Source organism: uncultured Sphingomonas sp., from assembly GCF_946477935.1.
In the GTDB taxonomy this organism is placed as follows: domain Bacteria; phylum Pseudomonadota; class Alphaproteobacteria; order Sphingomonadales; family Sphingomonadaceae; genus Sphingomonas.
Window position 1 is genome coordinate 28,293 of record NZ_CAMLAC010000004.1, and the last position, 18,708, is coordinate 47,000.

Here is an 18,708-nt window from a genome sequence, read left to right on the forward strand (position 1 = left end):
CCGCTAGTCGGTGATGACGCTATCGGCTGCGCAGCGCGGCGATGATTTTTGCGATCGGCACAGGCTTGTGGAAATGGCGCGCGGCCTGAAAGCGGTCGGGCATGGCAGCCACATCATAGCCGGTGGTGAAGACGAAGGGCACGCCGCGCCGCACCAGCGCATCGGCAAGATCGAAGACCAGTTCGCCGCCCAGGCTGACATCGAGCACCGCACCGTCCAGTCGCGCGGCACGGTCGAGCAGGGACATGCCGGCGGCCACCGTGGCGGCCGGACCGACGATGTCGGCGCCCGCCTCCGCCAGATCGGTGCACAGCTCGTCGGCGAGCATATACTCGTCCTCGATCACCAGGATCGCGCGGCCACGCAGGGGAGGGTCGGTCATGGCATCGTCCTGGAAACAGGCGCGATGATGACGCAGCGCACCCCGTCCGGCCCGAAAGCATAGCTGGTTTCCGCATCGAGCTGATAGGGCAGGGCGCGCTCGATCAACTCACGACCCTGACCGCTGCCCTGGGGCGGTGCATCGGCGGGGGGCATGGTGACACCATGTTCCTGCCAGGTGATCTCCAGCCGCCTGGACCGATCGCCCTCGTCCAGCAGGCGCCAGCTTATCTCCAGCCGCCCGCCCGTCTCCTTCAACGCGCCATATTTGGTGGCGTTGGTCGCCAGCTCGTGCAGCGCCAGTGCCAGCATCTGCACCATGCCGGAGCGCATGCGGATGCCGGTTGGCCCGGTCAGCGTCACCCGGTCGGGCTCGTTCTCCATCGCACCATGCGCGGCCAGTTCGGTGTGCAGCAACTCGTCAAAGGTGACCCGGTCATGCTCGTCCAGTCGCGAAAGCAGGCCCTGAACGCGGGCCAGCGCATCGAGCCGGACGCGGAACTGCCCGCGAAAGGTCTGCAGGTCGGGCGCATGGCGCAGCGTCTTGTCGGTCATCGAGCGCACCACCGCGATCAGGTTGCGGGTCCGGTGCTGCAGCTCGGTGACGAGAACCGTCTGTCGCTTCTGGAACTCGCGCGCCTCGGTCGTCTCGATCATCGCGCCGATCATGCGCAGAACCTCACCATCATCGGCATAAAGGAACCGACCGCGCGCGGACAGCCAGTGTACCGATCCGTCCGGGTGAAGCGACCGGAACTCGTGCACATACTCCTGATGCATGTCCCGGGCCTGGACAACGGCTTCCTTGGTCGCCTGCCGATCTTCCGGGTGGATGCGGTCGAGCAGCGCGTCCATGCTGGGCGCCACCTCGCCGATGCCGTAGCCAAGCATGCGGAAATATTCTTCGGACCAGATGATCTCGTCACTGGTGATGTTCCAGTCCCAGGTGCCGATGCGCGCGACCTGGATCGCGCTGCGCAGCCTCTCCTCGGCGGCGCGGCGATCAACCTCCACGCCGTGCTCGTCGGTTACGTCGCTGGCGGTGCCGATCCATTCGGCGATCTCGCCCGCGCCGTCCAGGATCGGCACCGCGCGCGAATGGGCCCACCCCATCGTATCGTCGGCCCGGCGGATACGATGTTCCAGCTCGAACATCGTCTTCGTACGGATGGCGTCGTCGATCGCGGCGCGTATCCATGGCTGGTCGTCGGGATGGATGTAGCTGTGCATCCAGTCCCGGGACGGCCCGTTGACATCGGCCAGGAAGCCGCGACCGTCCATCTGACGCATCGCGCTCCAGTCCGCATTCATGCGGAACACGGCGTCCGAACTGGCGGTGACAAAGGCGCGGTAGCGTTCCTCGCTGGCGCGGGTGGCTGTTTCGGCCTGTCGTACCGCGGTGAGGTCGGTAAAGGTCACCACCGCGCCGCTGATGAAATTGTCGGTGCTGCGATAGGGCAGCACGCGCGCCGCGAAATGGCGGCCGGTTCCTGGCTCGATCACCTCGCGCTCGACCGGCTGAAGGGTTTTCAGCACCCGGCGCACATCCTCGTGCAGCTCCGGATAATGGACGCGCGAGACGACATGGTCCAATGGGCGCCCCACATCGGTGTCGAGCAGGTGGAAGATCTCGGTCGCGACCGGCGTGAAGGAGCGCACGCGCAGATCATTGTCCAGAAAGACGGTGGCGATCTGGGTCGATTCCAGCAAATTCTTCAGGTCGGAATTGGTCTGCCCCAGCTCGCCCACCCGGTGGCCGAGCTCGTGGTTCAGCGTCTGCAACTCCTCGTTGATCGACTGTTGCTCTTCCTTCGACGTCTCCAGTTCCTCGTTGGCGGACTGGAGTTCCTCGTTGATCGACTGATATTCCTCGTTGGAGGATTTCAGCTCCTCGTTGGTGGATTCCAGTTCCTCGATCGTCGCCTGAAGGCGGTCGCGGGTGACGCGCAGTTCGGCATCCAGCCGCTGCACATGCTCGTCGGTCGCCAGCCGGTCGCCGTCACCGTCCCCGGGCAGCGCGACCGCGCCGATATCCTGGAACAGCACCATCAGCGCCTCCGCATCCGGCCCGCCGACCGGCTCCACGATCAGGTTCACCGCATGGGCGCGGTCGTCATGATGGACGGTCAGGCGCGGCAGCTCGATGCGGCGGTTCTCGCTGGCGGCGCGGCTCAGGGCGGAACGCAGGTCGAGGCGAAGGTCGCGGTGGATCAGGCTGAGCAGGCTGAGCGTCGCGGCCCCCGTGCTGGGCTCCAGATACCGGCCGGTCCGCCCGGCGAAGTGCAGCACGTCGAACTGGTGGTCGACCACGACATAGGCGGGCGCGTACCGCTCCGCCAGCGCCTCCGCCTTGCGGCTGACCGCGTTGGCGAGTTGCCCGACGGGGGAGCGGGCGGCGGCGGGGGGCCATTGCATATCCGGTGTGCGCACCCGCGCGCTCAGCGGGAAATCGGGAATGGTGCGCAATCCGGTCTCCAGCCGGCGATACACCCGGTTGCGGCGATCGACCGGCGCGAACAGCTTCTGGTGGCGCGACACGCTTTCCGACGAGCCGAGAAACAGCACGCCGCCCGGTTGCAGCGAGAAGTGGAAGATCGGGATGACCCGCCCCTGCAACTCGGCATTCAGATAGATCAGCAGGTTGCGGCACGACAGGATGTCGATGCGCGAAAAGGGCGCGTCCTTGACGATGTTGTGCGGCGAGAAGATGCACATCTCGCGCAGTTCCTTGGCGACGCAATAGGTGTCGCCCTCCCGCACGAACCAGCGTTCCAGCCGGTCGGGCCGGATATGGCCAGCGATCGTATCGGTATAGCGGCCGGCGCGCGCCAGGTTCAGCGCCTTGGCATCAAGGTCGGTGGCGAAGATCTGCACCTCGGGCGGGCGATCCAGCGTCGCCATGTGTTCGCGCAGCAGGATGGCGATCGAATAGGCCTCCTCGCCGGTGGCGCAGCCCAGTACCCAGACACGCACCTGCTCGCCGGGCGCCTTGCTCTGGAACAGGCGCGGTATCTCGCTTTCCAGCGCCGCGAACTCGGCGGGATCGCGAAAGAACTGGGTGACGCCGATCAGCAGATCCTGGAACAGACTCTGCACCTCGTCATGATCCTCGCGCAGCCGCACGACATAGGCGTCGATGCTGTCCACCTGGGTGACCAGCATGCGGCGATGGACCCGGCGCTGGAAGGTGCCGCGCTTGTAATCGTGGAAGTCGTTGCCGGTGACGTTGCGCAGGATGGTGGTGATCTGCGTCACCTGTGCCTCGCCGTCGCCTGGCATCTGCTCCGCTTCCTCGGCACCCGGCGCCGCGAGATTGGCGACGTAGCGGTCGATCTGCTCGGCGATTTCGGTGGCGGGCACGCGGATGTCGGTGACGCCGTAGGGGCCGTTGTCGTCGACGGTCGCCCCGTCGTCGTCGCCCACCCGCTCGGCAATGGACAGGCCGCCGAACTTCTTGGTGGCGGTCACGCCTGCGCTGCCGTCGGAGCCGAGGCCCGCGAGGATCACGGCAATGCCGCGTTCGCTGGCATGTTCGGCCAGCGAGATCAGCATGGTGTCGATCGTGCCGCGATGCCCGGCCGGCTCGGAGGCGGGGCGGGTCGCCAGATGCCCGTCGACCAGGGTCACCATGTCGTCCGGCCCGCCGACATAGACATGGCCGCCCGCGATCCGCTCGCCATCGCGGGCCAGCGCGACCGGCAGCGATGCGCTGGCCTGCAAAGCCTCGACAATGGTGTCGATGCCCGGCCCGTCCTGCTGGCGGAGTGCGATCAGATACGCCGCCCCGGCCGCCGCGCCACGCCCGATCCCGGCGAGCAGCGCCTCCAGCGAGGGCAGCGAGGCCGCGCCGACGCCGATGCCAACAATGGCGGACGTCACCGCCTCGTCCTGCATATCACCGGTCATCGGGGACATCCTGTTCGTGCGGGGCGCGACCCAGGCGGAGCGAGGCGACCGCGGCGTCGCGCAGCGTGGTGGCATACCGGCGATATTCCACGCCCCGCGCCTCGTACAGTTCGGCCACCGCGATGCGGCCGCTTTCGCGCGCATCCTGCGCCATGCGCTCCACCAGCGTCACCCGTTCCTCCATCATCCGCATCGCCACCCGGATCGCCTCATCCACCGCATCGCCATGCGCCACCAGCGTTTCCGCCGTATAGGCATGCCCGATCTGGCAGCGATACCGCAGCGGCACGCCCCCGCGCACCTCCGAAAGCACGCCGTGGCAATCGGGGCAGGACAGGGGGCTGGGACTGGCGATGCCCAGCAGGGTCGCGCTGCCCAGCCGCGATCCGGCCGCGATCGCGACCTCCAGCTTCAGATCCTCGGCCGGTTGCAGCCGCGGCCCCGCCACGCTGTTCACCAGTTCGACCAGCAGATCGCCCAGGCCCGCGGCCGCCACGACATGATCGACCTCCGTCGCCTGCAGGGCCGCCAGCGGCATCTGCTCGGCATGGGCATCGACCGGGTTCTGGACGACGGCCAGGCCCCCGCATGCCTTGACCGCATGCAGCCCCGCCGCGCCGTCGTTCAGCATGCCGGTCAGGATCACGCCGATCACGCGCGGGCCGAACGACAGCGCCGCGGACCGGAACAGCGGGTCGATCGCCGGTCGCACCATGTTCTCGCGCGGCCCCAGACCCAGGCGGATGATGCCGTCGATCACCAGCAGATGCCGGTCGGGGGCCGCCAGATAGACATGACCGCGCTCGACCGGCTGGCCGTCGACCGCCTGCGTCACGGGCAGCGCGCTCCGGCTCGACAGGATCTCGTTCAGGAAACCGGGGCCGCTTGCGGGAATGTGCGTGGCGATGAAGAGGCTGGCCGGCAGGTCGGCGGGCAGGCTCTGCATCAATGTCTTCAGAACGGCGCCGCTGCCCGCCGACCCCCCGATCACGACGATATCGCGTCTCGCGGTTGCGTTCATCGGGTTACCTTCCTGCATCAGCATGCCCATACCCCCGAACCCATCGGTTCCGAAGCCAGAAGTACCTGCCCGATCAGGTTTTTAAGGCGTGCTGCAATCGCATAGGATAGGGCAACCGCCGGTCGCCGGCGCCATGGGTCCGGTCCTTCGGTCCAAAGGCGTGTCCGGAAATGCGTGGGTACGCATTTCCGGACGGAGGCTCAGAATCCGTTTGGAAACTCGCGAAGGAGCGAGTTTCACGGCGGCACCAGCCCACTCCCCCACCCGGCCTCCCACAGAGTATCCTTGATGGGAGGCCGGGTGGGGGAGTGGGCTGGTGCCGCGAAACGTGCTTCAGCACGTTTCTAAACAGTCCCTCAGAAGTTCACCCGGATGCTGCCGATCACCCGGCGCGGCTCGCCATAAAAGCCGCCCGGCCCGCCAAAGGCGAAGCGGACGTTGCGGTAATAGGTCTGGTCGAACAGGTTGGTGACGTTGACGCTCAGGATCGCGCGGTCGGTCAGCTTGTAGCGGGCCAGCGCGTCGACGGTGGCATAGCCGCCCTGTTCGACCTCCCCGGCGACCAGGATCGGCGCGCCGGCCGCAGTGAAGCGGCCGGAGGGGACGTTGCCCCGATCGAAGATCCGCGACTGTGCGGTCACCCCGCCGCCGATCGTCAGCCGGTCGCCCGGCAGGCGATAGGTGGTGTAGATGCGGCCGAGGTGCAGCGGGAAGAACGGGTTGATGCGCAGGCCCGTGCGATCCTCCGACCGGGCATAGGTGTAGCTGCCGTTGATCGTCCAGCCGGGCAGGGGTTCGCCCGCCACCTCGGCCTCGCCACCCCAGGTCTTGACGCCCGATACCGACAGCGACGGCGTCAGGTTGCCGGGCAGCGAGTTGGGCACCGCGTTGGGATCGGTGATGGTCAGATTGTCCTGCCGGATATGGAAGCCCGCGGCCGAAACGGTGAAGCCTTCGCCGAACGGCGTCGCCTTGATGCCCGCCTCGTAATTGGCGCCGGTGGTGGGCGGCAGGATGTCGTTGTTCGCGTTGCGCGCCGATACGGGCGTGAAGACGCTGGCATAGCTGGCATAAAGCGAGATCGCCGGGGTCAGGTCGGCGACGATGCCGCCATAGGGCGCCCATTTCTTCTCGTGCTGCACGTTGCTGACGCCGTCCGGCTGCAACACGCCGTTCAGGTAATTGTCGCGATCGGCGCGATAGTCGGTGTATCGGACGCCCGCGATCACCTTCAGCCAGTCCGCCGGATTCAGGCGGACGACGCCGTAGCCGCCCGTCTGGCGCAGGTCCTGCGTGAAGTCGGGCACGTTGGAGCGGATGATCTCCGGTCGGCCGAAGGTCGGGTTCCACGGGTCGATATCGGGGGTGGCAGTCATCGGATAGCCGGGCGGAAGCGCCCCGTAGCGCGAACGGTTGACCACGAAGTCGCGCTCGAAATGGTTCATGCCCGCGACCACCTCATGCTCGCGGCCGAACAGCTTCACCTTGCCCGCGACATAGGCGTCCACCGCGTCCTCGTTCTGGTCCACCTCACCATAGAAGGAGAAGGGCGCGCCCAGCCCGGTGCCGTCGCGATTGGGGAAACCGTTGGGGATGTTGAACAGCGTGCTGTCATTGTCGCCGCGCCGGCCGTTATAGCTGACGCGCAGCAGCCAGTTGCTGCCGATATCCTGTTCGACCGCGCCGAACACCGTTGTCGTCTCGCGCAGCCACTGGGTCCAGCGGGTCGTGCCGGTGAAGGAGCGAGGAAAGTCGGTCTTCGTGCCGTCGGTGTAGAGCAGCGGGACCGATCCCCAGCCCGCCCCGCGCGAATCCGTGCGCAGGTAATCGGCGCCGACGCGCAACCGCGTGTGCGGCGTCACGTCCCATTCCAGCGTGCCATAGAGCACGGGAACACGGTCATGCTGCAGGTCGATATAGGATTCGCGATCGGTATAGGCGCCCACGATGCGGGCGCGGACCGATCCGTCCTCGGTCACCGGGCCGCCCACATCGGCCTCCAGCCGATAGGTGGAGAAGCTGCCGCCCTGCATCGAGAAATAGCCGCGGAATTCGGCAGGCGCACGCTTGCGGATCAGGTTCACCGTCGCGGACGGGTCGCCGACCCCGGTCACCAGCCCGGCCGCGCCGCGGATCACCTCCACCCGGTCATAGATCGCGATGTCGCCCACCGCGCTGTTCTCGTACCCGCTGACCTGATAGATGGTCGGCACGCCATCGAGCTGGAAGTTGCGCACCGCAAAGCCGCGGACGTTGAAATTGGTGCGGTTGCTGTCGGTGGACGAGATCGTCACACCCGGCGTCTGCGCCAGCACCTCGGTGACCGAGGTCAGGTTGAAATCCTCGATGCGCTGGCGATCGACCACCGTCACCGATTGCGGCGTTTCCTTCAGGGTCAGCGACAGCCGGGTAGAGGTGGTCGGCCGCACATCCTTTTCGCCGGTGACGACGATGGCCTGGTCCTGCGGGTCTTCCTCCGGCGTCGCTGCCATGGCGGGCGCGTCGTCTGTCGCGGCACGCTCCATCGTCGGCGCGGCGCTCAGAACAAGCGCGATCGTCCACAGGCTTGAACCAGCCACCATCTTCGATTCCCCCGATCCTTGATATCGGCTCGCAATAGCGATCTTCCGAAAGGGAGCAAGCGTTTTGAGACGCAATCGCAAATAGCTGCTGGATGCGCTAAGTTGATGTTCTTGTTATGTTCCTTTTTATGAAACGCTGTGATAGGCCATGCGAACACGCTGGAAAGGAGGCCGCAGCATGGACCGGAATGGTGCCCGGATGACCGGCTGGCCGGAGGGTCTGTCGGATGAGGAGGCGGTACAGCGCCTGCGCACCTTGTGCCTGGGCGGGTGCGACGGCATTCAGGATCTCGCCGACGACAGCCGGTACAAGGCGCTGCGCCGGGCGCTGCTGCAACGCGGCGACCTGCGTCCACTGGCCCCGGCTAGTGTTGCCGCACAGCCCAATCTGCCCGCCTTCGTTCGCCATGTCCGCGAGACCGCGGATCGTCAGCAGCGCCGCGACATGGTGCGTGGCGAGTTCGCCGCATTGATGGAGGCGGTTTGCGGGCAGGAACCGGTCAGCGCGTCGGGATGGACGGGGCGGGCCTCCACCCGCGAACAGGCGCTGCTGGTACGCGTTCTGGCCCCGGCGGCGCTGCTGGCGGTGGATCGCCTGATCGCCGAGGAAACACGCCTGCGGGACAATGGCGCGCCGGTGGAGGACGATCGCGAGGACGCGTTGTCCCATCTGCGGGCGCTGCATGGTGCGCTGGGTGAACTGATCGCGCTGGCGGAGGCGGATCAGCCGCTGGCCGCCGCGCTGACCCGCGTGCAGGCGATCCGCCACTCGGCAAAGGTCACGCTGGGCAAGGCAGCTGCCGCCATGCCGATCACCACCACCGCGCTTGTCGCGTTCGCCAGCGTGGTCGGCATCGCCGATTTTCTGGTCGGCAACGTCGTCGTGTCGCTCGCGGCCGGCGGACTGGCGGGCAACACGGTCAAGGACGTGATGCTGAAGCGCGGCGATGCCAAGGCATCGGGGTGACGGTCAGCGCAGCCGCGTGGCCCGGCGCACCACATCGTCGACCGGCACGTCGTGCAACCGGCGAAACCGCGCTTCGATCAGGCTGAACAGGCCGAACCCGGCAAGCCCCACACCGACGATCAGGTCGAACGGACTGGTCAGCCATGACAGGGCGCGCGCCATCCCGCCGGCCTGTGCCGCCTGTTCGTCCAGCCCGGCGCGCATCAGCAGATACCCGCTGATGAGGAACACCAGCCCGCGCGCGGCATAGCCGGCACGGCCGCTCCACTGCGCCCAGCGCTGCTGCGCGACCTGCGGCTCCAGATAGCGCAGGAAACTGCCCTTGGCCGCCTTGACCAACTGGATCGCGCCCAGCCCGAACAAGGCGGCCGCACCCAGCAGCACCAGCGCCCAGCCGCCGGGCAGATCGAGCGCCGCCTGCGCCCCCGCCCGGGTGCCGTCGCCCGAGCCCGCGGCGCCGCGCATCAGCTTGATCGCCTGCCACGACAGGAACAGATGCACCAGGCCGCTGATGCCGGCACCGACGCGTTCCATGGCGCCTTTCCGGTCGCTGCCGTGGCGCTCGATGTCGAACGCCGCATCGGCAAGCCGCCATATGCCATAGGCGATCAACCCGGCGGCCATGACGCTGAGCAGCCACTGGCCGCCACCCTCGCCCAGATATTCCAGCGCGCCGGCGGGATCCTCCGTCCGGCCCGTGCGCAGGATCAGCATCGCGATGACGATGTAGAGCAGCCCGCGCGTGGCGAAGCCGATCCGGGTCAGAAACGTCAGGCGGGCACTGGCGGTCATCTATGTCACTCCGATTCCTGCCAGAAACTGCGACTGGCGTGCTTACGTTCCGTCGCTGCAACGATCCTTGCCTCGGGCGGGTCATGCTGCCAGTGCCATATCGGCCACGGTAAGCAGGAACGAACCATGATCCTTCGCAGCGACGAAACCCTGGATGTCGAGGTTCCGGGTACGGGCACGATGCGCACGCACCTGTTCCGCCCCGCGGTCGAGGGGCGATATCCGGGCGTCCTGCTGTTCTCCGAAATCTATCAGGTCACCGCACCGATCCGCCGGCTGGCGGCGATGCTGGCGGGGCAGGGCTATGTCGTTGCCGTGCCGGAGGTGTATCACGAATATGAGGCGGCCGGCACCGTGCTCGCCTATGACCCGGCCGGTACCGACCGCGGCAACGACCTGAAATTTACAAAGCCGATCGCCGCCTATGACGCCGATGCCCGCGCCGCGCTCACCGCACTGGCCGCGCATCCCGCCTGCACCGGCCGGCTCGCGACCTTTGGCGTCTGCCTCGGCGGGCATCTTGCCTTTCGCGCCGCGCTCGATCCGCGTGTGTCGGCCGCAGCGTGCTTCTATGCCACCGACATTCATTCGGGGACGCTGGGACAGGGCCGCGCCGACGACAGCCTGGCGCGCATGGCGGAGTTGCAGGGCGAGGCGATGTTCGTCTGGGGACGGCAGGACCCGCATGTTCCCTATGCCGGCCGCGAGGCGATCCGCACGCGGCTGGAGGCGGTCGGCGCGCGCTATGAATGGCACGAGGTGAACGGGCAGCACGCCTTTCTGCGCGACGAGGGGCCGCGCTACGACCCCGCGCTGTTTCTTCAGGCGATGGACTGGACGCTGGCGCTGTTCCGGCGGACCTTGTTCTGAAGTCTCAGCATTCCACCACGTTTACGGCCAGCCCGCCCAGGCTGGTTTCCTTGTATTGCGACCGCATGTCCTCGCCGGTCTGGCGCATGGTCTCGATCACCGCGTCCAGCGAGACGACATGGCTGCCGTCGCCGCGCAGTGCCAGATAGGCGGCGTTGATCGCCTTTACCGCGCCCATCGTGTTGCGCTCGATGCACGGGATCTGGACGAGGCCGCCGATCGGGTCGCAGGTCAGGCCCAGATTATGCTCCATGCCGATCTCCGCGGCATTCTCGATCTGGCGGTTGCTGCCGCCGAGCACCGCGGCCAGTGCGCCCGCCGCCATCGAACAGGCGACCCCGACCTCGCCCTGGCACCCCATTTCCGCCGCCGAGATGGAGGCGCGCTTCTTGTAGAGCATGCCGATCGCCGCGGCGGTCAACAGGAAGGTGCGGGCGCCCTCTGCCGTCGCGCCGTGGATCAGCGTCTCGTAGAAGCGCAGTACCGCGGGCAATACGCCGGCCGCGCCGTTGGTCGGCGCGGTGACCACACGGCCGCCCGCCGCATTCTCCTCATTCACCGCCAGCGCCCACAGGCTCACCCACTCGAACACCTCCGCCGGATTGCTCCCCGGCCGCTCCCCCGTCAGGCTCTCCGCCAGCTTGTGCGCCCGCCGCCTGACCTTCAGCCCGCCCGGCAGCACGCCCTCCTGCGCGATACCGCGGTCGATACACGCGCTCATCGCCCCCCGCACCGCATCCAGAAACGCGTCCGTCTCCCCCCGCGAACGCCACGCCTCCTCATTGACCCGAACGATGTCGGCGATGACGAGACCGGTGGCGTCGCCGATCGTCAGCAGGTCGAGGCCGGAGGCGAAGGGATGGCGCACCGCGATGTTGGTGGCGGCGACGGGCGCGCCTTTGCGCAGGATGGCGCCGCCCCCGATCGAGAAATAGGTCTCGGCATGGGTGGTGCCATCAGCGCAGGCGGCGGTGAAGGTCATGCCGTTGGGATGTTCGGGCAGGAAGGCGCGCGGATGGAAGACGATGTCGCCGGCGGGAAAGGTGATCGCATGCGTGCCGCCCAGCATCAGCCGCCCGGCCTGCGCGATGCCGCTCAGGATCGCGGGTGCGGCATCGGGGTCGAGGCGTTCGGGCTCCCATCCCGCCAGCCCCAGGATCGTCGCCGTGTCGGTGGCATGGCCGCGTCCGGTGAGCGCCAGCGACCCGTACAGGTCGCAGGTGACGCGCACCGGCGCGCTCTCCAGACCGAGCGCACGCTGCGCGAAATCGAACGCGGCCCGCATCGGCCCCACCGTGTGGGAACTGGAAGGGCCGATGCCGATGGTGAACAGTTCGGCGACGCTGATCGGGCGGTGGATGTCGCGATCGAGCGGGGTGGTGACGGGATCGGTGTGCATGCGGTCCTTTTCGCCGGTGGTCGCCGGCCGTTGCATGCCCCTTCTGTCCCTTGCGCCTGAGATCGCTATCCCGTCGGCGGACGCGGGGAAAACCGCATCACTCTCCAGATGTTCTCGCGCCGCGTGGTCCTTCTGCCTGAGAGTTTCCGGGGCGGTTGCTCCTTCGGCGCCGGGATGACCCCGGTCTCTCCCACATCGACCGGATCGTGGTATCCGCGAGAGTGCGTGCGGGTCAATCCTCGATCCCGATGCGCCCTGTGCAGCCCCCGCCGCCTTTCAGCATAAGATGCTGCGATAGAACAACGAATTTGATCCGCTTTTCCCGCTCTGTCGGGCAGGCGCAGTTGAAGCGCCGGGTGGCCTGGGCCATGATCGCCCGCGAACCGGCAGGGAATGCGGCCGGCGGGCGAGAGGGGGCATGTCCATGATCCGTGGTATGGCGGCTGTTCTGGCATCCTGTCTGCTGGCGGCTTCTCCGATCACCGCGAAAGAGCGCGTCACGCCGCGTGCCGTCGCGATCACGGTGGAGGCCGACCGGGTGGAAGGCACGCTGCCCCCCGTGTGGCGCTTCTTCGGGGCGGACGAGCCGAATTACGCGACCATGAAGGATGGTCGCAAGCTGCTGGTCGAACTGGGCAAGCTGCGCACCGGCGATGTGTTCTTCCGCGCGCACAACCTGCTCAACACCGGCGACGGCACCGCGTCGTTCAAATGGGGCAGCACCAACGTCTATACCGAAACGAAGGACGGCAAGCCCATCTATGACTGGAGCCATGTCGACCGGATCATCGACACCTATCTGGCGCGCGGGGTGCGTCCCTATCTCCAGATCGGCTTCATGCCGGAGGCGATGTCGTCGGCGCCGGCGGGGGTGCCCTATCAGCATGGCTGGCGGCCCGGATTCGACTACAAGTACATCATCTCGGGCTGGGCCTACCCGCCCAAGAGCTACGACAAGTGGCGCGAGCTGGTCTATCAATGGACCCGCCACAATGTCGCGCGCTACGGCCGGGCGGAGGTGGAGCGCTGGTATTTCGAGGTGTGGAACGAGGCCAATGGCGCCTATTGGGAGGCGTCGCGCGAGGACTTCTACAAGCTGCACGATTATGCGGTGGACGGGGTGCGCCGCGCTTTGCCGACCGCGCGGGTCGGCGGGCCGGACTCGGCGGGCGCGGGCGGCGAGTTCATGGACGGTTTCCTGCGCCACGTAACCTCGGGCACCAACTACGCCACCGGCAAGGTGGGCACACCCACCGACTTCCTTGCCTTTCACGCCAAGGGGCAGCCCGTCTTCGTCGACGGCCATGTCCGCATGGGGATTTCGACCCATCTGAAGGAGGTCGATCGCGGTTTCGTGAAGGTCACCGCGATCCCGGCGCTCGCCGCCAAGCCGGTGGTGATCGGCGAAAGCGATCCGGAAGGGTGCGCCGCCTGTCCGGGGCCGGAAAACGCGTATCGCAACGGCACCATGTACTCCAGCTACACCGCCGCCAGCTTCGCGAGGATCTGGGAACTGGCGGTGCGGCGGCGGGTCAATCTGGAGGGCGTATTGTCCTGGTCGTTCGAGTTCGAGGACCAGCCCTGGTTCGCAGGCTATCGCCAGCTCGCCTCCAACGGCGTCGCACTGCCGGTGCTGAACGTGTTCCGTCTGTTCGCCCAGCTCGGCCCCGAGCGGCTGCGGGCGACCAGCGATGCACAGGTGCCGCTGGAGCGTATCGTGGCGGAGGGGGTGCGCGGGGCGGCCGATATCGGCACGGTCGCGACGCGCCTGGCGGACGGACGCACCGCGGTGCTGGTGTGGCATTATCATGACGACGATGTCGCCGGCCCGCCCGCCGCCATCCGCCTGACGGTGCGCGGCGTTCGCGGCGGGAAGGCGACGATCTGGCGCGTGGACGACCAGCATGGCAACGCCTTTGCCGCATGGAAAAGGATGGGCGCGCCGCTGAACCCCGATGCGACGCAATATGCGGCGCTCGAGGCCGCATCGGTGATGCAGCCACAACCTGTCGCGCTGACGCCCGGCGCGGCCGGCGCTGCCGTCGCCGGCTTCGATCTGCCGCCACAGGGCGTCGCACTCGTCATGCTGGACGGGCGCTGACCTCCGGAGACGATTGTCTGAGCGGGGCGTTGTGACAGGCCCGCCAAAGGATCCCGAGCTTGCGACATCTGCACTTTCCCGCCACGGATGATGAACTTTCGGGGCCGGCGTGGGAAAGATTCAGGCATGACGCGCCGATGACGCGGCCGTTCAATCACCTGATCGCCGGCCCGCATTTCGCCCGCCGCTTCGGCCGGTGGCCGCTATCCCCGACCGACCCCGACGCGACGATCAACGACCTGATCTTCGCCCGGATGATCGAGCCGGACTGGCCGGCGCTGCACCGCCGCTTCGTCGCCAAGGACACCGCCAAGATCGAGGCGCAGCGGCTGGCACCGGCACTCCGCGTGCCTGAAACGTTGGCGGTAATCCCGGTCGCCGAACTGCCGTCGCCGCGACATCTGTGGGAACGCCTGACCCCATTTGTCGGCACCGACGCGATCGCCAAGCCCGGGCATGCCAGCGGCGCCGCGACCTTTCTGCGCCATGCGCGCTCCGCCGACGATGTGGAGGCGCTCCATGCCCTCGCCACGCGCGACTACGCGACGATCCTGCGCGAGATGCAATATTGGCGCCTGCCCAGGACGATCATCGTCGAGACGATGGTGCCGGTCAGGACCAGCGGCCCGCCGGATGATTACAAGTTCCACTGTGTTCATGGCGAGCCGCTGCTCGCCCAGGTCGATCATGGCCGCTTCGGCACACCTTGGAGCCGGCTGCTGCGTCTGCCCGACTTTGCGCCGATGCATGCCGACGACGGGCTGGTCCCGCCAGCCAGCTACACCTTGCCCACGCCCGAGCGGATCGCGGCCATGATCGCCGCCGCGCGCGCACTGTCCGCGCCGTTCGATTTCGTGCGCGTCGATCTGTATGACGGCGCAGACGGCATCTATTTCGGCGAGCTGACCTTTACCCCGGCCGCGGCGCTCGGCATCGCGCCGGCGGGGCAGGGCGTCCACCGGGTGAATTCGACGCACCGCTTGTATAGCGACACGCTGATGCGGGCCCTGAACACGCATCCGGCAAGGAACGCCAAGGCCCTTCGCGCGCTTGTCTGATCCTTAGGGAGAAGCGTGGATGTTGAAGGACTTGGAACCACGGAGCGCGCTGCATTGGCCCAGCCGGCTGTGGATCGTCCGACATGGTGAAAGCGCGGGCAACGTCGCGCGCGATGCGGCACAGGCAAGCGGCGCCGATCGCATCGAACTGGCGGCGCGCGACGTCGACATCATGCTGTCGCCGCGCGGCGAGGAACAGGCGGCAGCGCTCGGCGCATGGTTCGCAGGGGCTGGTGCCGATGACCGGCCGGACATCATCCTGGCCTCTCCCTATGTCCGTGCCTGCCATACCGCACGGTTGTTCCGCGACCACGGCGGTACCGACGACGATGCTCCCATCTGCGTCGACGAACGTCTGCGCGAGAAGGAATTCGGCATTCTCGACGGGCTGACCACCAGCGGCGTCGCCTCCGTCTATCCCGACCAGGCGGAGTTTCGCCGATTGCTCGGCAAATTCTACCACCGGCCGCCCGGCGGGGAGAGCTGGTGCGATGTCATTTTGCGACTGCGCTCGCTGATGGATACGATCGCGTTGCACCATGCCGGGCGGCGGGTGATGATCGTGGCGCATCAGGTGGTCGTGCTGTGCCTGCGCTACGTGATCGAGAACTTGTCCGAAGAGCAGATACTGGCGATCGACCGCCAGGGGGACGTCGCCAATTGCTCGGTCACCGAATATCGCGCCGATCCGGGCGGTGGGCTGATGCTGGTCCGTTATAATGACGTGGTACCCGACGATGCGGTGCCGGTGACGGCCGAGCCCGAACGGACGGGCGGGGTGCGCGGATGAGCGACCGGATGACGCCGCTCGACAGCGCCTGGATCTCTGCCAACCCCGCACCCGTCCACCGGCGCGGCACGACCAAGAACAGCCGCGGCAAGGTGCTGGCGATCGGTGGGTCGGCGCGCGTGCCCGGCGCGCTGCGCCTGACCGGGGAAGCGGCCTTGCGCGTCGGGGCGGGCAAGTTGCAGATGGCAACGGTCGCATCCGCCGCGACGATGCTGGGGCTGCTGGTGCCCGAGGCCGCGGCGATAGCCTTGCCCGAGGACGAAGATGGCGAGATCCATATCGACGCGGTCGGCAGGCTGGCGGAGGCGATCGACGGCTGCGATACGCTGGTCGTCGGCCCCGGCATCGGCAACCCGGACGCGTCGTCGCGCATCCTGCGCATGGTGGCCGGCCAGCGCCGCGACGACATGATGCTGGTAGTCGATGCGATGGCGATCGGCTGTATCAGCGCGTTGCGCACCGAACTGGCCGGCTTTTCCGGGCAATGGGTGCTGACCCCGCATTACGGCGAGATGGCGGTGCTGACCGGTCGTGACGAGGAGACGATCGCCGATGATCCGGCTGGGATCGCGGCACAGGTCGCGGCGCACTATGGCGCGGTGGTCGCGCTGAAGGGCAGCGATACCGTCATCGCCGCGCCGGAGGGTACGCTGCTCCATTATGGCGGGGGCGGCACCGGTCTGGCGACGGGCGGATCGGGCGATGTGCTGGCCGGTGCCATCGCCGGTCTGTTGTCGCGCGGAGCCTCGCCGGTGGAGGCGACGGGCTGGGGCGTGTGGCTGCACGGCCAGGCCGGCCGCCGCGTCGCCACTACCAGCGGCCCGATCGGCTTCCTGGCGCGCGAGGTGCCCGCTGAATTCCCGCGCCTGCTGCCGCAATAGGCGGAGCGAGACCGCTCAGTTGCCCGCCAGTTGCACCTCGGCCGGCCGCGCTTCGGCGACGTGCGGCCACATATCCGCCCCGCAGGCACGGGTGCGCCACCGTGCCTTCTTGTCCCAGCAGGCGACGTCCAGCCGCGGCAGGGTCGCCGCGTCGCGACCGATATGGCGCGGGAACTGCTGCTCGCCATACGGAACCAGGCTGTTGCGCAACTCCTGCATCCGCGCAGCCGCGATCGTCGCCAGTTCGCCGCGGGCTGCGAACAGGATGTCGCGTCCCACTGCGGCTGCGGTACGGCAGAAGCCATATTGCGCGGATACCGTGGCGAAGCTGGAATAGGTCCGCGTCCCGAACTGGTCGAGCGCGGCCTGCCCGGCCTTCACCGTCCTGTGGGTGCGGGTGAAATAGCCGTTCAGCGTACCCCACGCCGCCTTCAATTCCTCGGCATGGTCGCCCAATATGGCGTTGTAGGTGCTTTGCGTCAGCAACGTCGGCTCGAACTGGCATTGCAGCGCCGCGACGTTCAGGGCGGCGCGCATCGTCCAGATCAATGCCGCCTCGCCTTCGGCGGCGGTGGCGCCGGGCAGCGGCTGGAGGATTCCCGGAGCCTGGCTGGTCACCACCTCGCCACGATAATCGTGGCTTTTCAGAAAGAATTGCGCGGTCGCGGGCAGCGGCATGGCCAGCATCGCCGCACCGCCCATTGCCATCGTCGCCATGGCCCGACCCATCATCATCGTCCCCCGAACCGTCATCTATAATTGCCGCACCACACGGGCGCCGATGCGTGGATGCCAGGCGGTGCCGGTTTCGCGCACCGCCCCCATGCCAAACTGGATCTGGAACCGGTCGGTCACATCCTGTTGCAATTGCGGCATGATGAGCGTCGAGCGTTCATGGCCGGCGCGGATGTTCACCTCGATGCCGGCGGTGGTCGCATCGCTGATGTCGTAGAAACTGGTATGGTTGACGATCAGCCCGCGCGCCTCGGCACCTGCTGCACTAACCTCACCGACGCCGATCATGCTGAGCGTGCTGAACCGCGGGCTGAAGCGGTTGCCGATCACGTAGAGCAGCGAGCTTTCCCATTGCCTCCGCGCGCGGTTCCACAGGCCCAGATACTGAACGCCGTGAATGCCGCGCCCGCCGTTGATGGTGCCGAACGTGCCCTGCAGTCCCAGCTTGAAATCGGTGACACGGCGGTCGGTGATCGGCAGTTCCAGTTCCACCGCAAAGCCGTCGGCCACCGCCAGCTCGATCTCCGGCGCCCATTCGACGCTGCGATCGGGTCCGGACAGGCTGTGCTGCGCCAGCGTGTTGACCTCCAGCTCGCCGCGTCTGGCGCCCAGCGGGCGGACGAGATCGAACACCATCGGCTCGGCGATCTCGGGCGCATGCTGCGCCTGTGCCGGGGCGATTGCCAGCACGGTTGCGGCCGCGATCGGCCAGGGTTGCCACGTCATGACCGGTTCACCGCGCGGGCGACATCGCGATACCCGTCTATCACCGCGTCCAGCGTCGCCGCCCAGTCGAAGCCGCGCGCCGTCGCCAGTGCGTTATGGGCCAGCGCCGCAGCACGCTCCGGGTTCGCGATCAGCGTGGCGGCCGCCTCGATATAGGCGGCCGCGTCGCGCGGCGGCACCAGCAGCCCCGAATGCCCGTTGTCGATCAGCGCCCGGGTGGCCGCGACATCGGCGGCGACCACCGGCACGCCGGATGCCATCGCCTCCAGCGTGACGTTGCCGAACGCTTCGGTCAGGCTGGGGTTGACGAACAGGTCCGCACTCGCGACCGCACGGCCCAGTGCCTTGCCGCCCAGATGGCCGGTCATCACCGCGCCGTCCAGCCGCCGGGCGAAGCGTTCGCGCTCCGGCCCGTCGCCGATCACCAGCGGCCGGACGGGCAGGCCGCGGGCACGCAGTCCCGCGATCACCGCCTCGTACATGGCCAGCCCCTTCTCGG

General features: G+C 67.7%; 15 protein-coding genes and 1 riboswitch. Of the genes, 6 read left to right on the forward strand and 9 right to left on the reverse strand.

The features are described from left to right. Nucleotides 1–19 precede the first annotated feature (19 nt). From Q0U08_RS01170 to Q0U08_RS01185, 4 genes are all read right to left on the reverse strand, one after another. Entirely contained in the window at nucleotides 20–382 is a 363-nt protein-coding gene (locus tag Q0U08_RS01170; RefSeq protein ID WP_298089230.1) for a response regulator, read from the reverse strand. Further along, on the reverse strand, nucleotides 379–4,287 hold the full coding sequence (locus tag Q0U08_RS01175) for a CheR family methyltransferase (protein ID WP_298089232.1): 3,909 nt from the start codon (nucleotides 4,285–4,287) through the stop codon (nucleotides 379–381). Before Q0U08_RS01175 ends, Q0U08_RS01170 begins: the two co-directional genes overlap by 4 nt. Further along, nucleotides 4,277–5,308, reverse strand: a complete 1,032-nt coding sequence (locus Q0U08_RS01180; protein WP_298089234.1) for a chemotaxis protein CheB — start codon at nucleotides 5,306–5,308, stop codon at nucleotides 4,277–4,279. Before Q0U08_RS01180 ends, Q0U08_RS01175 begins: the two co-directional genes overlap by 11 nt. 356 nt (nucleotides 5,309–5,664) lie before the next feature. Beyond that, nucleotides 5,665–7,890, reverse strand: coding sequence for a TonB-dependent siderophore receptor (locus Q0U08_RS01185; protein WP_298089236.1), 2,226 nt, complete (start codon nucleotides 7,888–7,890; stop codon nucleotides 5,665–5,667). Nucleotides 7,891–8,068: 178 nt separating this feature from the next. Here Q0U08_RS01185 and Q0U08_RS01190 point away from each other — a divergent pair, with 178 nt between their 5' ends. Next, nucleotides 8,069–8,857, forward strand: coding sequence for a hypothetical protein (locus Q0U08_RS01190; RefSeq protein ID WP_298089237.1), 789 nt, complete (start codon nucleotides 8,069–8,071; stop codon nucleotides 8,855–8,857). Nucleotides 8,858–8,860: 3 nt separating this feature from the next. On the opposite strand, the gene Q0U08_RS01195 is transcribed toward Q0U08_RS01190, so the two are convergent. Next, on the reverse strand, nucleotides 8,861–9,649 hold the full coding sequence (locus Q0U08_RS01195; protein WP_298089238.1) for a DUF1206 domain-containing protein: 789 nt from the start codon (nucleotides 9,647–9,649) through the stop codon (nucleotides 8,861–8,863). A gap of 126 nt (nucleotides 9,650–9,775) precedes the next feature. On the opposite strand from Q0U08_RS01195, the gene Q0U08_RS01200 reads away from it, so the two are divergent. Next, on the forward strand, nucleotides 9,776–10,519 hold the full coding sequence (locus Q0U08_RS01200; RefSeq protein ID WP_298089240.1) for a dienelactone hydrolase family protein: 744 nt from the start codon (nucleotides 9,776–9,778) through the stop codon (nucleotides 10,517–10,519). 4 nt (nucleotides 10,520–10,523) lie between these two features. Here the strand turns inward: Q0U08_RS01200 and Q0U08_RS01205 are convergent, their stop codons facing one another. Further along, a complete protein-coding gene (locus Q0U08_RS01205) occupies nucleotides 10,524–11,918 on the reverse strand; it encodes an L-serine ammonia-lyase (protein WP_298089252.1) in 1,395 nt (464 codons plus the stop codon). 114 nt (nucleotides 11,919–12,032) lie between these two features. Continuing rightward, a riboswitch (glycine riboswitch) is annotated at nucleotides 12,033–12,121 on the reverse strand. A 221-nt stretch (nucleotides 12,122–12,342) separates the two neighbouring features. Here Q0U08_RS01205 and Q0U08_RS01210 point away from each other — a divergent pair. From Q0U08_RS01210 to Q0U08_RS01225, 4 genes are all read left to right on the forward strand, one after another. Beyond that, entirely contained in the window at nucleotides 12,343–14,019 is a 1,677-nt protein-coding gene (locus Q0U08_RS01210) for a beta-xylosidase (protein ID WP_298089241.1), read from the forward strand. Between the two features lie 137 nt (nucleotides 14,020–14,156). Beyond that, the gene (locus tag Q0U08_RS01215; protein WP_298089242.1) at nucleotides 14,157–15,077 is read left to right on the forward strand and encodes an ATP-grasp fold amidoligase family protein; all 921 of its coding nucleotides are present in this window, start codon (nucleotides 14,157–14,159) and stop codon (nucleotides 15,075–15,077) included. Nucleotides 15,078–15,096: 19 nt separating this feature from the next. Then, on the forward strand, nucleotides 15,097–15,867 hold the full coding sequence (locus Q0U08_RS01220; protein ID WP_298089244.1) for a histidine phosphatase family protein: 771 nt from the start codon (nucleotides 15,097–15,099) through the stop codon (nucleotides 15,865–15,867). After that, nucleotides 15,864–16,748 (forward strand): NAD(P)H-hydrate dehydratase, encoded by an 885-nt coding sequence (locus tag Q0U08_RS01225; protein ID WP_298089245.1) that lies wholly within the window; start codon nucleotides 15,864–15,866, stop codon nucleotides 16,746–16,748. The genes Q0U08_RS01220 and Q0U08_RS01225 overlap by 4 nt, the downstream gene beginning before the upstream one ends. A gap of 15 nt (nucleotides 16,749–16,763) precedes the next feature. Here Q0U08_RS01225 and Q0U08_RS01230 read toward each other — a convergent pair whose 3' ends face one another. The 3 genes from Q0U08_RS01230 to Q0U08_RS01240 form a co-directional block, all read right to left on the reverse strand. Beyond that, nucleotides 16,764–17,465, reverse strand: a complete 702-nt coding sequence (locus Q0U08_RS01230; protein ID WP_298089247.1) for a hypothetical protein — start codon at nucleotides 17,463–17,465, stop codon at nucleotides 16,764–16,766. Between the two features lie 36 nt (nucleotides 17,466–17,501). After that, a complete protein-coding gene (locus Q0U08_RS01235) occupies nucleotides 17,502–18,209 on the reverse strand; it encodes a hypothetical protein (protein WP_298089248.1) in 708 nt (235 codons plus the stop codon). Beyond that, on the reverse strand, nucleotides 18,206–18,708 hold a 503-nt coding region (locus Q0U08_RS01240), incomplete at its 5' end, for a glycosyltransferase (protein WP_298089249.1). The genes Q0U08_RS01235 and Q0U08_RS01240, both read right to left, overlap by 4 nt.

What these genes read in the sequence shown, in the direction of transcription:
- Q0U08_RS01175 (WP_298089232.1), bottom strand. Translation starts at nt 4,287, where the DNA reads ATGACCGGTGATATGCAGGACGAGGCGGTGACGTCCGCCATTGTTGGC.
- Q0U08_RS01195 (WP_298089238.1), bottom strand. Translation starts at nt 9,649, where the DNA reads ATGACCGCCAGTGCCCGCCTGACGTTTCTGACCCGGATCGGCTTCGCC.
- Q0U08_RS01180 (WP_298089234.1), bottom strand. Translation starts at nt 5,308, where the DNA reads ATGAACGCAACCGCGAGACGCGATATCGTCGTGATCGGGGGGTCGGCG.
- Q0U08_RS01235 (WP_298089248.1), bottom strand. Translation starts at nt 18,209, where the DNA reads ATGACGTGGCAACCCTGGCCGATCGCGGCCGCAACCGTGCTGGCAATC.
- Q0U08_RS01190 (WP_298089237.1), top strand. Translation starts at nt 8,069, where the DNA reads ATGGACCGGAATGGTGCCCGGATGACCGGCTGGCCGGAGGGTCTGTCG.
- Q0U08_RS01185 (WP_298089236.1), bottom strand. Translation starts at nt 7,890, where the DNA reads ATGGTGGCTGGTTCAAGCCTGTGGACGATCGCGCTTGTTCTGAGCGCC.
- Q0U08_RS01230 (WP_298089247.1), bottom strand. Translation starts at nt 17,465, where the DNA reads ATGGCGACGATGGCAATGGGCGGTGCGGCGATGCTGGCCATGCCGCTG.
- Q0U08_RS01215 (WP_298089242.1), top strand. Translation starts at nt 14,157, where the DNA reads ATGACGCGGCCGTTCAATCACCTGATCGCCGGCCCGCATTTCGCCCGC.
- Q0U08_RS01210 (WP_298089241.1), top strand. Translation starts at nt 12,343, where the DNA reads ATGATCCGTGGTATGGCGGCTGTTCTGGCATCCTGTCTGCTGGCGGCT.
- Q0U08_RS01170 (WP_298089230.1), bottom strand. Translation starts at nt 382, where the DNA reads ATGACCGACCCTCCCCTGCGTGGCCGCGCGATCCTGGTGATCGAGGAC.
- Q0U08_RS01200 (WP_298089240.1), top strand. Translation starts at nt 9,776, where the DNA reads ATGATCCTTCGCAGCGACGAAACCCTGGATGTCGAGGTTCCGGGTACG.
- Q0U08_RS01205 (WP_298089252.1), bottom strand. Translation starts at nt 11,918, where the DNA reads ATGCACACCGATCCCGTCACCACCCCGCTCGATCGCGACATCCACCGC.
- Q0U08_RS01220 (WP_298089244.1), top strand. Translation starts at nt 15,097, where the DNA reads ATGTTGAAGGACTTGGAACCACGGAGCGCGCTGCATTGGCCCAGCCGG.
- Q0U08_RS01225 (WP_298089245.1), top strand. Translation starts at nt 15,864, where the DNA reads ATGAGCGACCGGATGACGCCGCTCGACAGCGCCTGGATCTCTGCCAAC.